Below are 13725 nucleotides of genomic sequence, written 5' to 3' on the forward strand. Positions count from 1 at the left end.
TTCGTCATCTGGCGAATGCGTAACATCCCGGAAGGTCACATCATGCCGATCTCAACCACCGCCAAGCTCTCGCTCCCGCTCGTCGCTGCCTTTGCCCTCGCGGCCTGCTCCACCAGCGGATCACCAAGCAAGAGCGCGGGCCAGCGCATTTCCGACCGCGGCAGTGCCATTTCCGATCGCGGCAAGGCATGGACCGAAGGCCAGCGCGACCAGAACGACGGCCAGAAGCTCGTCAAGCGCAGCACCGACCGGCTTGCCGATGGCGAAAAGGACATGAGGGACGCGCAGGCCGCAATGGAAAAGGCCCAGAGCAAGATCGCAACGGCGCAGTCCGACCGCATGCGCGGCGAAACCCTCGTGTCCAGCGGCACGGCCAAGATGCAGCAGGCCGAAGCCGATTACTCGACGATCCGCACCGGACCTCCGGCTGTTCCACGGCCGTAAAGCAAGGTCGCATCTTCTATCTTGGTTTTCGGCGAATCTTCACCCAGAGTGATGATAACGCAGAGGGCAAGGCGATGACTGTTCAACTTTTCTATTCACCGGGGAGTTGCGCCCGGGTTACGGCTATAGCGCTTGAGGAAGCTGGCCTTGACTTCGATATCTGCCTCTTGCGGATGGCAAGGGGAGAGCACAAACAGTCCGATTATCTGGCCGTCAATCCGAAAGGCAAGGTCCCGGCGCTAGTGATCGATGGGCGCGTGCTGACCGAGAATGTAGCTATCTTGAGTTACCTGAACGCAAACCACCCCGAAGCCGCTCTTTTGCCAGCAACTGTCGACGAACTCGAAAGATTCAATCAGATCGCTGACCTTTGCTTTTGCGCATCGACATTGCACCCCGTCGTCACCCGCATCTGCATTCCGCGCTTCTTCGCTGAAACTCAAGATGCGCAAAGGCAGGTCCATGACGCGGCCGTCACGATGATGCGCAGCCAGTTCCAGATCGTCGAGGAACGACTGGATGACCGCCCGTTCTGGTATGGTCAGGACTGGTCGGTGATGGATGGCTATCTTTACTGGGTCTGGTGTCGCGTGCTGGGGGGAGGTTTTCCGGTCGAGGCCTATCCCAGATTCGCCAATCATGCGCGTGCGGTCGAAGCGCGACCTTCCGTCATGCGCGCGCTCGAACGTGAACGCCTGGCGATTGAACAACTGCGTGGAGAAGGCATTGAAGTCATGCCGGCACCACCGTTCAAGCCTTGATGCCGACAGGCTCAAGAAACCAGGATGGTTACCGTTACGGCTGCCGCGGTATCCGGTAGGGCAACATGAACTGCACGATCGGTGAGGCAAAGCGGTCGAGGTCGAGGCTTTCCTGCACCGCCACCACCGGCTCGCCGAACAGACGCGAGGCCAGCGTCGAGCGCGCGTAGAACGGGGCGTCCTCCCAGGTGCGGATCACGCTGGCATGACCTCGGTCGGCGCGGGTCTTTCGCTCCATCTGCCACAACGTGTTGGGCAGCGGCGCGACGGGCGGCAGAACTTCCTCCTCGTACGGCACGCCATCGGCTCCGAAGCGCAAGGCGCTGGCAAAGGCCTGCCCATTGCGCCGGATGCCTTCATAGCACACGGTCGAATCCCGCCGCCCGTGCGCGCGGGACCAGTGCCAGACGCGGAACCCTTCCTCGAGCGATTCCGACCCGAAGTTGGAATCAAGGTAAGCGCTGCCCTTCCATTTGAGGCCGGGCTTTTCCATCACCACCTCGATTTTCGCGCGCGGGGCGAGGCAGTGCCAGCGGTGGCGGCCCTCGGGGTCGAGAGCGAAAGCGCGGTCGTTCATCGCTTCGGGATAGACGCGGACCTTGCCCGCCACACGCCGCTGCCACGGCACGCCGACGCGCTTGTCCTGCTCCTCGATGTCGATTTCCAGCGCATCACCGGTCCAGCGCACCGCGCTCGGGCCGAACTGGAGATTGTCGGCATCGCGCGCCACGTGGCCGCGCCCACGCTCGGTCATCGTCCAGCGCGCGCCGGGGCCGTATAGCGCGACATTGAGCGCGCAATGGTTGAGGGGGTCGGGCCGACCGCTCTTCTTGTAGTAGGGCGAGAACACGCTGCCGATGAAAGCGATGATCGTCAGCCCATGGCGTCCGCACTCGCTGATCGCATCGACATACCACCAGCCGTAGCCACCGGGTGGGATCGCCGCATCGAAGCGAGGTCTTGCAGCACTGCATCCATCGCCAGCCGCCCGGACAAGGCGGCCATCGGGACTCCGGCCCCCGGATGGGTACTTCCACCCGCGCAATAGAGCCCAGGGATCCGGGTCCGCGTGCCCTGCCGGAGGAAGGACGCCGCCCAGCCGTGCGAGGCCCGACCATAGATCGCTCCCCCGGTCGAGGGCAAAAAGCTCTCGAAGGCGTTCGGCGTCAGAAGCGTGTGGGGGAAGTCCTCCTCCAGTTCCAGTCCACACCGCTGCAGGCTGCGCCTCATGGCCAGAGTGCATTGCGCCTTCTCCTTCTCGGTATAGTCGTGGCTGTCGCCGTTGGCGGGGGCATTGACGATGATCTGAAGCCGCTCGCGCGTGCCGGGCTGCACTTGCGCTCCGCCCTCGCGATCCTGCGCGCAGACGTAGACGCTGGGATCGGCAGGCGGCGCGCCGCTGCGGATATCGGCAAACTCCCGCGCATAATCGGGAGAGAAGAACACGTTGTGGCGCTTGAGCGGAAAACCCGACGTGCGCGCATGGGCGAGCCAGACCATGGCCGAGAGCGAGCGCTTGCGCGGGGCATGCGCGCTCACCGCCATCGCGCCCAAAGGTCCGAAGCGACCGGCGGCCAGCGCGGAGGGATCGGCGTTGGCGATGACCGCGTCGGCGGCAATCCTCTCGCCGGTGCTCAGGATCAGGCCCGATGCGCGGCCCTGCGCGGTCTCGATCAGCGCTGCGCCGGTGCCGAAGCGGAACCTTGCACCATGCATCTGCGCCAGCCGCATCAGGGCTCCGGCCAGTGCGCTCATCCCGCCGTCGATCAGCCACACGCCCTGTGCCTCGACATGGGCGACGAGCATCAAGGTAGCCGGTGTCTCGAACGGGGATGAGCCGCAATAGGTGGAGTAGCGGGCGAAGAGCTGTCGCAGCCGCTGATCTGCGAAGTGTTCGCCCAGCACCTTCCACATCGATTCATAAGGGCGGATCGCAAGCAGGTCGCCCATACGCCACAGCCCGATACGCCACATCAGCGGCAGCGGCCATGAAACCTTGCTGCCGCGCATCATCGGCCGGTCGATGATCCGGTGAATGCGCGCGGCCTCGGCGCGGAAAGTGCGGTAGCCCTTGGCGGCTGCGGCTCCGGCAAACTGGCCGATTGCCTCCTCACTGCGCTGCGGGTCGGCATAGAGGTCGAGCTTGCCCCCTGCTGCCCAGGCGTGGCTCGCAATCGTGTCGGCCTGGCGAATGTCGACGAAGTCTGTGAATTCCGCGCCGCATTCGCGGAACAGGTCCTCGAACACATCGCGCAAGGTGAACACGGTCGGCCCGGCATCGACCGAAGCCCCGTCGACGATCAGTTGCCGCGCCTTCCCGCCGGGGTGCGAGGCCTTCTCGACAACGGTGACGTCGAGCCCGCGCGCGGCCAGCAGCGCTGCCGCTGCGAGGCCACCGATGCCTGCGCCGATGATCGCGACTCGCGATGCCAAGGCATGCTCCTCTTCCGAAGACGTTCTCCGTCTGTGAACACAATTGACCTTTACATGATAATTGTCCAACAAATTGGACATATGCTCGACGTATTGCCCCTTCCTGAAGCGGTGCCCGCCAGCAGTCCGCCCGAATGGCGGCGGCGCTGGACGATGTGGCGCAACCGCGTGCTTGGCAGTCGTACCTTTCAGGAGTGGGCAGCGCGCCTGCCTGTTTTCGCTGCCGTTTCCCGCCATCGAGCAGCCCGCGCCTTCGATCTGGTGGCCGGCTTCTGCTACTCGCAAGTGCTGATGGGGGCGGTCCAGACGGGCCTGCTGGACCTGCTGGCGATGGGCCCGTGCGATGCCGACGAAGTCGCACGATCGACCGGCCTCAGCCGCGATGCTGCGACGCGACTCGCACGTGCGGCCGCTGCGCTGGACCTGGCCGAAGAGGTTGCGCCGGGGTGCTGGATGCTCGGGCAACAGGGCGCAGCGCTGCAGTCCAATGCCGGGGCGTTGGCCATGGTGCGTCACCACAGCTTGCTCTACGCAGACCTTGCCGACCCCATGGCACTGCTCCGCAAGGATCGCTCGGAACCGACCGCGCTCTCGACCTTCTGGCACTATGCCACGGAGGCAGAAGGAGAAACTGCAACCCGCTATTCGCGCCTCATGGCCACCTCTCAGGAGATGGTCGCGCGCGAGACGATGGCCGCCTACCCTTTCGACCGCCACCGGCGACTGCTCGATTTGGGCGGCGGCCATGGCGCCTTCATCAAGGCGTTGGCACCGGCCTGTCCTTCGCTCGAGCTCGGCATCCTCGATCTGCCGCCAGTGCTGGCAGGCGCGGCATCGCTTCCCGCCCGAGTCGCACTCCATCCCGGCGATTTTTTCGCAACACCCTTCCCGGAAGGGTACGATTGCATGACTCTCGTACGAATTCTCCACGATCACGACGATGATCGCTGCATGCATATCCTGCGATCAGCGCGCGAGGCGCTACCGCCCGGCGGACGCCTGGTGATCGCCGAACCGATGGCTGGCGTGCGTGGCGCCAAAGCGATGGGCGATGCCTATTTCGGCTTGTATCTCTGGGCGATGAACTCGGGCCGGCCCCGCACTGCGAGCGAGTACGCCGCCATGGCGCGCGAGGCAGGATTCACCCGTTCACAATCGCGTCGCACTGCAATGCCAGTCATCGCCAGCGTCATTGTCTGTTCATATTGACAGATTTGACCGTCCAATCTGTTTGACACTCTTTGGCGTTAGCGTATGGTGAACCATGCCAGACAGTCCCATCCGGGCACTGCGGCACGGCCAAGAGCCGAGAGAGGGGAAGACCGGCATGGAGTCGCTGGCGGTCATACTGGAGGCACCGAGGCGCATCGCGCTTCGCAGCCTTGCGCTGACGCCAGGACAGGCCTCCGGCAGCGCCGCAGCTGATCCCGCGCAAGGACACCTCGCCCCTTCCGACGTCCTCATAGAAGTCCAGTGGAGCGGCGTAAGCGCCGGAACCGAAAAGCTTCTCTGGAGCGGCGAGATGCCGAACTTCCCGGGCATGGGCTACCCGCTCGTGCCGGGATATGAATCGCTCGGCCGGATCATCGATGCCGGTGACGAAGCCTCTGAACGCATCGGAGACTGGGTCTTCGTGCCCGGCGCAACATGCTACCGCGATGCGCGCGGCCTGTTCGGCGGCACGGCCCGCCGGGTCATAGTCCCCTCGGCTCGCGCCCTTCCGGTTTCCGAGTCGCTGGGTCGGGATGGCGTGCTGTTTGCGCTTGCCGCCACCGCGCTCCACGCGATGAACGGTGGCGAACCGCCCGATCTGATCGTCGGGCACGGAACGCTCGGACGCCTGATGGCGCGCATGACCATTGCCGCAGGAGCGCCGCCGCCCGTCGTCTGGGACAACAAGCCCGCCCGCCGCACCGGCGCGCAAGGCTACAGCGTCATTGCTCCCAAGGACGATGACCGCCGCGATTACGCCAACATCTACGACGCCAGTGGCGATGCCGATTGCCTCGACCTGCTCGTCCCGCGCCTGCGCCGTGGCGGCGAGATCGTCCTGGCAGGCTTCTACGCCAATCGCCCCAGCTTCGCCTTCGCCCCCGCCTTCCGTGCCGAGGCCCGGTTCCGCGTTGCCGCCGAATGGGGGCCTGACGACCTCGCCACTACCCGCGCCCTGATCGACAGCGGCGCGCTCGATCTCACCGGACTGGTCTCGCACCAGCGCCCGGCCGAAGAAGCCCCGGATGCCTATCCGGAAGCCTTCCTCGATCCCGACTGCCTCAAGATGGTCCTCGACTGGAGCGATTGCGCATGACGATGCTGGATACACATGCCGCCGCCCTGCGCGATGAAGCCGCGATCGAGCCCGACGCCCCCCACACCGGCGAGGTGAAGAAGGAAACGCAGATCATCGCGATCTACGGCAAGGGCGGATCGGGCAAGAGCTTCGCGCTGTCCAACCTCAGCTACATGATGGCCCAGCAGGGCAAGCGCGTGCTGCTGATCGGCTGTGATCCCAAGTCCGATACCACCAGCCTGCTCTTCGCCGGCAAGGCTTGCCCCACGATCATCGAGACCTCCTCGGCCAAGAAGCTTGCCGGAGAGGAAGTGCGGATCGAGGACGTCTGCTTCCAGCGCGACGGCGTGTTCGCAATGGAACTCGGCGGCCCCGAAGTCGGTCGCGGCTGTGGTGGGCGCGGGATCATTCACGGCTTCGAACTGCTCGAAAAGCTCGGCTTCCATGACTGGGGCTTCGACTACGTCCTGCTCGACTTCCTCGGCGACGTGGTCTGCGGCGGCTTCGGCCTGCCGATCGCGCGCGACATGTGCCAGAAGGTCATCGTCGTCGGCTCGAACGACTTGCAGTCGCTCTATGTCGCCAACAACGTCTGCAAGGCGGTGGAATACTTCCGCAAGATGGGCGGCAACGTCGGCGTGGCCGGCATGATCGTCAACAAGGACGATGGCACTGGCGAGGCCAAGGCCTTTGCTGAAGCGGTCGACATTCCGGTCCTCTGCGCCATCCCGGCGGACGAGGACATCCGCCGCAAATCCGCGAATTACCAGATTATCGGCAGGCCCGACGGGCAATGGGGCAGTCTCTTCGCAGAGCTTGCCGCCAATGTTGCGTCGGCCCCGCCGCGGCAGCCCAAGCCCCTCGACCAGGATGGACTGCTCGGCCTCTTCTCCCCCGAAGACACTGGCGGCAACGTAGAACTTGTCCCGGCGACACAGGCTGACATGCGCGGCGGATCATTCGAAACGCGGCCTTCGCTGGAGGTCGTCTATGACGAAGTCTGACCGCATGGGGCGCGCCGCATGAGCGATCTTGCCCCTGACATCGGCGACTTCTCGCGCCAGCCCGACCGGATCGATCTCGATCCGCCGGTCGAAGGCGGCGGCTGCCACGCCGGCGCGGAAACTCTGCGCGAGGCGACCAACAAGGCGCAAGGCTCCGAACTGCTCGAACGCTATGCAGCAGACTACCCGGTCGGCCCGCATGACCAGCCGCAGAGCATGTGCCCCGCGTTCGGCTCGCTGCGCGTAGGGCTCCGGATGCGCCGCACCGCCACCGTGCTCTCGGGCTCGGCCTGCTGCGTCTATGGCCTGACCTTCACCTCGCACTTCTACGGCGCGCGCCGCACGGTCGGCTACGTGCCGTTCAACTCGGAAACGCTCGTCACCGGCAAGCTGTTCGAGGATATCAAGGAAGCCGTCGAAGGCCTGGCCGATCCGGCGAACTACGACGCTATCGTCGTCACCAACCTGTGCGTGCCCACTGCCAGCGGCGTGCCGCTCAGGTTGCTGAAGAAGCAGATCAACGGCGTGCGCATCATCGGCATCGACGTGCCGGGCTTCGGCATCCCGACCCATGCCGAGGCAAAGGACGTTCTGGCAGGCGCCATGCTCGCCTACGCGCGCGAGGAAGTGGCCCAAGGCCCGGTCGCCGCCCCTGCCGTCCGTTCTGACAAGCCCACCGTCACCCTGCTGGGCGAAATGTTCCCGGCAGACCCCGTCGGCATCGGCATGATGCTCGAGCCATTGGGCCTTGCCGCAGGGCCGGTGGTCCCCACCCGCGAGTGGCGTGAGCTCTACGCCGCGCTCGATTGCGCCGTGGTCGCCGCAATCCACCCGTTCTACACCGCCAGTGTCCGTGAATTCGAGCATGCCGGGCGCAAGGTCGTCGGCTCGGCCCCGGTCGGCGCGGAAGGCACTGCCGCATGGCTCGATGCCATTGGTGCTGCCTGCAACGTGAGCCAGGCACAGGTCGACATCGCCAAGGACCGCTTCGTGCCGATGATCCGGGCCGCGCTTGCCGCCAACCCGATCAAGGGACGCATCACCGTCTCGGGCTATGAAGGCTCCGAACTGCTGGTCGCCCGCCTGCTGATCGAGAGCGGCGCGGACGTGCCCTATGTCGGCAGCGCCTGCCCGCGCACCCGCTGGTCCGATCCCGATCGCGAATGGCTCGAAGCGCGCGGCGTCCGCGTGAATTTCCGCGCCAGTCTCGAACAGGACATCGCTGCGGTCGAGGAATTCCATCCCGATCTCGCCATCGGCACCACGCCGGTGGTCCAGCATGCCAAGCAGCGCGCCATCCCGGCGCTCTACTTCACCAACCTCATTTCAGCCCGCCCGCTCATGGGCGTGGCAGGGGCAGGCAGCCTTGCCCAGGTCGTCAACGCGGCGATGGGCAACAAGGCACGGTTCGACAAGATGAGCGCGTTCTTCGAAGGCGTCGGCACCGGCCCCAACGCAGGCGTGTGGGAAGAAACCCCGCAGGACCGCCCCCTGTTCAAGAAGAAATACGCCGCCCTCAACGAAGCCGCGCGCAAGGCGGCAGAGGCGGTGGGCTCATGACATTGGTGCTCGATCACGGCGCTCGACAATTTGTCGTGATCTCTCGTTTTGCGGGAGGCGAGGCATGACCTTGGTTCTCGATCACGACAGGGCCGGCGGCTACTGGGGCGCGGTCTATGTCTTCACCGCGATCAAGGGTCTGCAGGTGATCATCGACGGGCCAGTGGGTTGCGAGAACCTGCCGGTCACCTCGGTCCTGCACTATACCGACGGCCTTCCCCCGCACGAACTGCCCATCGTCGTCACCGGCCTTGGCGAGGAAGAGCTGGGCAAGACCGGCACCGAAGCCGCGATGAAGCGGGCGTGGAAGACGCTCGATCCCGAACTTCCAGCCGTGGTCGTCACCGGTTCGATTTCCGAGATGATCGGGGGCGGCGTCACCCCGCAGGGTACGAACATCAAGCGCTTCCTGCCGCGCACCATCGACGAGGACCAGTGGCAGAGCGCCGACCGCGCACTGAGCTGGCTATGGTCGGAATTCGGCCCGAAGACGGTGCCCGCGGTCAAGCCCGTCAAGGACGGCGAGAAGCCCAAGGTCAACATCCTCGGGCCTTCCTACGGCATGTTCAACATGGCGAGCGACCTCCACGAGATCCGCCGCCTGATCGAAGGCATCGGTGCCGAGGTCAACATGGCCTTCCCGCTGGGCAGCCACCTGGCCGACGTGCGCAAGCTTGCCGATGCGCAGGCCAACGTCTGCATGTACCGCGAATTCGGGCGCAATCTGTGCGAACTGATGGAGCGCCCCTATTTTCAGGCGCCCATCGGGCTCGACAGCACGACGAAGTTCCTCCGCGCCCTCGCCGCGCAGCTCGGGCTCGATCCCGAGCCATTCATCGAGCGCGAGAAGCACACCACGATCAAGCCGCTGTGGGATCTGTGGCGCTCGGTCACGCAGGATTTCTTCGCCACCGCCAGCTTCGGCATCGTCGCGAACGAGACATACGCACGCGGCATCCGCAAGTTTCTGGAAGACGACATGGGTCTGCCCTGCACCTTCGCCTTCTCGCGCTGTGCCGGGGTAAAGCCGAAGAACGAGGACGTGCGCGCCGCAATCCACGCAACGCCGCCGCTGGTTCTGTTCGGCAGCTACAACGAGCGCATGTACAACGCCGAAAAGGGCGGCCGGTCGATCTACATTCCGGCCAGCTTCCCCGGCGCTGCAATCCGCCGCCATATCGGCACGCCGTTCATGGGCTATTCCGGGGCGACCTACCTCGTCCAGGAAGTGTGCAACGCGCTGTTCGACGCGCTGTTCAACATCATCCCGCTATCGACCCAGCTCGATCAGGTCGAGGCCACGCCCGCGCGCGACCATCGCGAACTGCCGTGGGACGAGGATGCCAAGACCCGGCTCGACCAGATCGTCGAGGCACAGCCGGTGCTGGTGCGCATCTCCGCCGCCAAGCGCCTGCGCGATGCCGCAGAGCGTGCCGCGCGCGCCCACGGCGAATCCCGCGTCAATGCCGACAGGCTGGCCGACGCGATGCTCGAGGCGCAGGTCGCATGACGCGCAGCCCTCACCTTTCCGCCGCTTCGGCAGGCGCAACCAATTGCTCGGTAACCGATCTCCGGTCGCCGCGCTCCCCCATCCCCGCAGGTCTCCCTGCGTGGATACCGAAAGAGGTCTTCCGCCTCTCGCACACCAACAACGACTGGAGATTGGGCAATGAGTGATCAAGACGATCGCTTCGGGCTGAGGACCTACCTCACGCCTGAGGAAGCAAAGGAATTCCACAAACTGTTCGTGAGCAGCTTCGTCGGCTTCACCGCCGTCGCAGTGGTCGCACACGTCCTCGTCTGGATGTGGAAGCCCTGGCTCTGACACACCTCTCCACCAACCGACGTCCGGTGGGTGGAACCTCTGATTAACTTGCACAAGGACTAAGACCATGTGGAGGATTTGGCTCATTTTCGATCCGCGCAGGGCACTCGTTGCACTGTTCGCGTTCCTTTTCGTGCTCGCACTGGTGATTCACTTCATCCTGCTCAGCACCGATACCTTCAACTGGCTCGACGGCCCGAATTCGGCCCAAGGCATGGCACAGGCAGCAGCAGCGGCGCCGCCGGCGTCCTGATTACAGCCTGTGCGAGAGGCGGCGGCGCTCCCGTCGCCGCCTCCGGTGGCTGCATGAGCCAACAACTGATCCCGTCGGCAAAGGCGGGGTGGGAACAATCAAGCCCGTCGCGCCGCGGCGGGGAGGGGTAGAACCATGGCACTCCTTAGTTTCGAACGAAAATACCGCGTTCGCGGTGGCACGTTGATCGGCGGCGACCTGTTCGATTTCTGGGTGGGTCCGTTCTACGTCGGTTTCTTCGGTGTGGTGACCGCGATCTTCGCGTCACTGGGCACCGCCCTCATTTTCTACGCGGCCTCGCAAGGGCCGACGTGGAACCCGTGGCTGATCTCGATCGAGCCGCCCGATCTCAAGTACGGCCTCGGTCTTGCACCGCTGGCCCAGGGCGGGTTCTGGCAGATCATCACGGTCTGCGCGCTCGTCTCGTTCAGCAGCTGGGCGCTTCGTGAAGTCGAGATCTGCCGCAAGCTTGGCATGGGCTACCATGTCCCTGCCGCGTTCAGCATGGCGATCTTCGCCTACTTCACGCTGGTGGTGATCCGCCCCGTCCTTCTGGGCGGATGGCACTTCGGCTTCCCTTACGGAATATTCAGTCACCTCGATTGGGTTTCCAACACGGGATACCAGTACCTGCACTTCCACTACAATCCGGCACACATGCTCGCGGTCTCGTTCTTCTTCACCACGGCTCTGGCCCTGGCGCTGCACGGCGCTCTGGTCCTCTCGGCCGTGAACCCGCCAGCCGGCGGCGAAGTGAAGTCGCCCGAGTACGAAGACACCTTCTTCCGCGATCTCATCGGCTATTCGGTCGGCACGCTCGGCATTCACCGCGTCGGCCTGCTGCTGGCGATGAACGCCGGTTTCTGGAGCGCGGTGTGCATCGTGATCAGCGGGCCCCTGTGGACCAAGGGCTGGCCCGAATGGTGGACCTGGTGGCTCAACCTGCCGATCTGGTCGTGAAGGAGCACTGAGCGATGGCGACCTATCAGAACATTTTCACCCAGGTCCAGCTTCGTGGGCACCCCGAAGCAGGGATCGACCTTCCTCCCGGCAGCGAGCCGCGGATCGGCAAGGGTTCCTTCAACCACCTCATGGGCATGATCGGCCATGCGCAGATCGGCCCGGTCTATCTGGGCTGGACCGGCGTATTCGCGCTGATCTTCGGCTTCTTCGCGATCGAGATCATCGGGCTCAACATGCTCGCCTCGGTCAACTGGAACCCGATCCAGTTCGTGCGGATGCTGCCCTGGCTCAGCCTTGAACCGCCGGGACCGGAGTATGGCTTCACGCCTTTCGTGCCGCTGGCCAAGGGTGGCTGGTGGATCCTTGCAGGCTTCTTCCTGACCACATCGATCATCCTGTGGTGGATCCGCACATACACCCGCGCCCGCGCCCTCGGCATGGGAACGCACGTGGCATGGGCCTTTGCCTCGGCGATCTGGCTTTACCTCGTACTCGGCTTCATCCGCCCGTTCTTCATGGGTTCGTGGGCAGAAAGCGTGCCGTTCGGCATCTTCCCGCACCTCGATTGGACCGCCGCCTTCTCGATCCGCTACGGCAACCTGTTCTACAATCCGTTCCACGCCTTCTCGATCGCGTTCCTCTATGGCTCGACCCTGCTATTCGCGATGCATGGTGCGACCATTCTGGCTGTCGGCCGCTATGGCGGTGAGCGCGAGATCGAGCAGATCACCGATCGCGGCACGGCTTCGGAACGCGCAGCGCTGTTCTGGCGGTGGACCATGGGCTTCAACGCCACGATGGAATCGATCCATCGCTGGGCATGGTGGTTCGCGGTTCTGACGACGCTGACCGGCGGCATCGGCATCCTGCTGACCGGCACCGTGGTCGACAACTGGTACCTCTGGGCACAGCAGCACGGCTACGCCCCGATGTATCCCGATACCGGGGTCATCGATCCCGCAACGCTGGGGAGTGCGGGTCAATGAAAAGGACAATCGCAATCGCCGCACTGGCGAGTGCTGCGCTGACGCTGACGGGTTGCGAACTCGCGCCCAAGCAATCGGTGCAGTACGGTCACCGGGGCACGGGAATGGACCAGGTCACCTTGAAGAAGGTGGCCATGGCCAAGGACGATGTCCCCGCCCCGCCCTATGACAGCCCCTCGACAGAAGGCCCGCGCGCCAGGGAAGTCTATCAGAACGTCCAGGTGCTGGGGGACGTCTCGGAAGAGCAGTTCACCTATACCATGGCCGCGATCACCGCCTGGGTAGCACCGGAAAAAGGCTGTAATTACTGCCATAATCCGGAAAACATGGCCTCGGACGAGATCTATACCAAGGTCGCCGCGCGCAAGATGTTGCAGATGACGCGCAACATCAACCAGAACTGGACGAAGCACGTCGCGACGACGGGGGTCACCTGCTGGACCTGTCACCGCGGCAATGCGATCCCGGCCAACTACTGGGCGCTGCCGGAACCGGGCAAGAACGGCATCATCGGCAACCTTCACGGGCAAAATCAGCCACTTCCGGCCTCTGCCTACTCGTCGCTGCCCAATGCCTCGCTGGCCTTGTACCTCACCGGCGACCCCAAGACCGACAAGTCGATCCGCGTCGTATCGGACGGTATGCACCCGACGGCGGCGAACAAGCTGACGGTCAAGGAAACCGAGCCGCAATATGCACTTATGAACCACATCTCGACGTCGTTGGGCGTGAACTGCACGTTCTGCCACAACGCCCAGGCGTTCAAGCCGTGGAACATCAGCACGCCCAAGCGCGCCACGGCGTGGTACGGGCTGCGCATGGTTCGGGATATAAACGGACAATATATCAGCGGCTTGAAGGACGTCTTCCCTGCCCACCGCAAGGGGCCGATGGGCGATCCGTTCAAGGTGAGCTGCGCCACCTGCCATCAGGGCAAGAGCAAGCCCATGGGCGGGTACAAGATGGCCAAGGACTACCCGGCGCTGTGGGGTTCGCCCGTCGCGATGCCTGCGGCTGCTCCGGCTGCTGCTGCGGCTCCGGCTGAGCCTGCTGCACCTGTGGCGGGCGCGGTGACAACCGCAACACACTGATCCCCCGCAGAAATGTGGGACCTGAGGGGGCCGCCCGGCATATGCCCGGCGGCCCCTTTTTTGTTTTCCAACTCTATAGGGACTCTATGGGGACTCTGGGGCAACTCTCGGAGGC

Annotated in this window: 14 protein-coding genes; 12 read left to right on the forward strand and 2 right to left on the reverse strand. The window is 64.5% G+C overall.

The features are described from left to right. Nucleotides 1-15 precede the first annotated feature (15 nt). Both ACZ1JW_RS00945 and ACZ1JW_RS00950 read left to right on the forward strand, forming a co-directional pair. Entirely contained in the window at nucleotides 16-444 is a 429-nt protein-coding gene (locus tag ACZ1JW_RS00945; RefSeq protein ID WP_465141635.1) for a hypothetical protein, read from the forward strand. 74 nt (nucleotides 445-518) lie between these two features. Then, nucleotides 519-1205 carry a glutathione S-transferase family protein gene (locus ACZ1JW_RS00950; protein ID WP_465141636.1) on the forward strand — a complete coding sequence of 229 codons (687 nt, stop codon included), beginning with the start codon at nucleotides 519-521 and terminating at the stop codon, nucleotides 1203-1205. A 34-nt stretch (nucleotides 1206-1239) separates the two neighbouring features. Here the strand turns inward: ACZ1JW_RS00950 and ACZ1JW_RS00955 are convergent, their stop codons facing one another. Next, on the reverse strand, nucleotides 1240-2055 hold the full coding sequence (locus tag ACZ1JW_RS00955; RefSeq protein ID WP_465125278.1) for a hydroxyneurosporene dehydrogenase: 816 nt from the start codon (nucleotides 2053-2055) through the stop codon (nucleotides 1240-1242). Nucleotides 2056-2078: 23 nt separating this feature from the next. Next, nucleotides 2079-3638 (reverse strand): 1-hydroxycarotenoid 3,4-desaturase CrtD, encoded by a 1560-nt coding sequence (gene crtD, locus ACZ1JW_RS00960; RefSeq protein WP_465141637.1) that lies wholly within the window; start codon nucleotides 3636-3638, stop codon nucleotides 2079-2081. Nucleotides 3639-3719: 81 nt separating this feature from the next. Between crtD and ACZ1JW_RS00965 the strand changes: the two genes are divergently transcribed. The 10 genes from ACZ1JW_RS00965 (at nucleotide 3720) to pufC (ending at nucleotide 13610) form a co-directional block, all read left to right on the forward strand. Next, nucleotides 3720-4847: a methyltransferase gene (locus ACZ1JW_RS00965; RefSeq protein ID WP_465141638.1), complete on the forward strand. Its 1128-nt coding sequence runs from the start codon at nucleotides 3720-3722 to the stop codon at nucleotides 4845-4847. 118 nt (nucleotides 4848-4965) lie between these two features. After that, nucleotides 4966-5946, forward strand: a complete 981-nt coding sequence (gene bchC / locus ACZ1JW_RS00970; protein WP_465125275.1) for a chlorophyll synthesis pathway protein BchC — start codon at nucleotides 4966-4968, stop codon at nucleotides 5944-5946. Continuing rightward, complete coding sequence (locus tag ACZ1JW_RS00975) at nucleotides 5943-6932, forward strand: chlorophyllide a reductase iron protein subunit X (RefSeq protein ID WP_465141639.1); 990 nt, start codon at nucleotides 5943-5945, stop codon at nucleotides 6930-6932. Before bchC ends, ACZ1JW_RS00975 begins: the two co-directional genes overlap by 4 nt. 18 nt (nucleotides 6933-6950) lie before the next feature. Further along, nucleotides 6951-8492 (forward strand): chlorophyllide a reductase subunit Y, encoded by a 1542-nt coding sequence (gene bchY / locus ACZ1JW_RS00980; protein WP_465141640.1) that lies wholly within the window; start codon nucleotides 6951-6953, stop codon nucleotides 8490-8492. Between the two features lie 64 nt (nucleotides 8493-8556). Beyond that, nucleotides 8557-10002, forward strand: coding sequence for a chlorophyllide a reductase subunit Z (bchZ, locus tag ACZ1JW_RS00985; protein WP_465125272.1), 1446 nt, complete (start codon nucleotides 8557-8559; stop codon nucleotides 10000-10002). A gap of 159 nt (nucleotides 10003-10161) precedes the next feature. Continuing rightward, complete coding sequence (gene pufB, locus ACZ1JW_RS00990; RefSeq protein WP_144901809.1) at nucleotides 10162-10317, forward strand: light-harvesting antenna LH1, beta subunit; 156 nt, start codon at nucleotides 10162-10164, stop codon at nucleotides 10315-10317. Between the two features lie 67 nt (nucleotides 10318-10384). Continuing rightward, nucleotides 10385-10570 (forward strand): light-harvesting antenna LH1, alpha subunit, encoded by a 186-nt coding sequence (gene pufA, locus ACZ1JW_RS00995; protein ID WP_144901811.1) that lies wholly within the window; start codon nucleotides 10385-10387, stop codon nucleotides 10568-10570. Nucleotides 10571-10705: 135 nt separating this feature from the next. Further along, on the forward strand, nucleotides 10706-11530 hold the full coding sequence (gene pufL, locus ACZ1JW_RS01000; protein ID WP_144901812.1) for a photosynthetic reaction center subunit L: 825 nt from the start codon (nucleotides 10706-10708) through the stop codon (nucleotides 11528-11530). A 14-nt stretch (nucleotides 11531-11544) separates the two neighbouring features. Next, entirely contained in the window at nucleotides 11545-12519 is a 975-nt protein-coding gene (gene pufM, locus ACZ1JW_RS01005; RefSeq protein WP_465125271.1) for a photosynthetic reaction center subunit M, read from the forward strand. Continuing rightward, complete coding sequence (pufC, locus tag ACZ1JW_RS01010; RefSeq protein WP_465141641.1) at nucleotides 12516-13610, forward strand: photosynthetic reaction center cytochrome PufC; 1095 nt, start codon at nucleotides 12516-12518, stop codon at nucleotides 13608-13610. Before pufM ends, pufC begins: the two co-directional genes overlap by 4 nt. Nucleotides 13611-13725 lie beyond the last annotated feature (115 nt).

Source organism: Novosphingobium sp. BL-A-28-Hi1-0D, assembly GCF_055521755.1.

Coding starts and splice junctions, on each gene's coding strand:
- bchY (WP_465141640.1), top strand. CDS start 6,951: ATGAGCGATCTTGCCCCTGACATCGGCGACTTCTCGCGCCAGCCCGAC.
- pufL (WP_144901812.1), top strand. CDS start 10,706: ATGGCACTCCTTAGTTTCGAACGAAAATACCGCGTTCGCGGTGGCACG.
- ACZ1JW_RS00945 (WP_465141635.1), top strand. CDS start 16: ATGCGTAACATCCCGGAAGGTCACATCATGCCGATCTCAACCACCGCC.
- bchC (WP_465125275.1), top strand. CDS start 4,966: ATGGAGTCGCTGGCGGTCATACTGGAGGCACCGAGGCGCATCGCGCTT.
- ACZ1JW_RS00965 (WP_465141638.1), top strand. CDS start 3,720: ATGCTCGACGTATTGCCCCTTCCTGAAGCGGTGCCCGCCAGCAGTCCG.
- pufM (WP_465125271.1), top strand. CDS start 11,545: ATGGCGACCTATCAGAACATTTTCACCCAGGTCCAGCTTCGTGGGCAC.
- pufB (WP_144901809.1), top strand. CDS start 10,162: ATGAGTGATCAAGACGATCGCTTCGGGCTGAGGACCTACCTCACGCCT.
- pufA (WP_144901811.1), top strand. CDS start 10,385: ATGTGGAGGATTTGGCTCATTTTCGATCCGCGCAGGGCACTCGTTGCA.
- pufC (WP_465141641.1), top strand. CDS start 12,516: ATGAAAAGGACAATCGCAATCGCCGCACTGGCGAGTGCTGCGCTGACG.
- ACZ1JW_RS00975 (WP_465141639.1), top strand. CDS start 5,943: ATGACGATGCTGGATACACATGCCGCCGCCCTGCGCGATGAAGCCGCG.
- bchZ (WP_465125272.1), top strand. CDS start 8,557: ATGACCTTGGTTCTCGATCACGACAGGGCCGGCGGCTACTGGGGCGCG.
- ACZ1JW_RS00950 (WP_465141636.1), top strand. CDS start 519: ATGACTGTTCAACTTTTCTATTCACCGGGGAGTTGCGCCCGGGTTACG.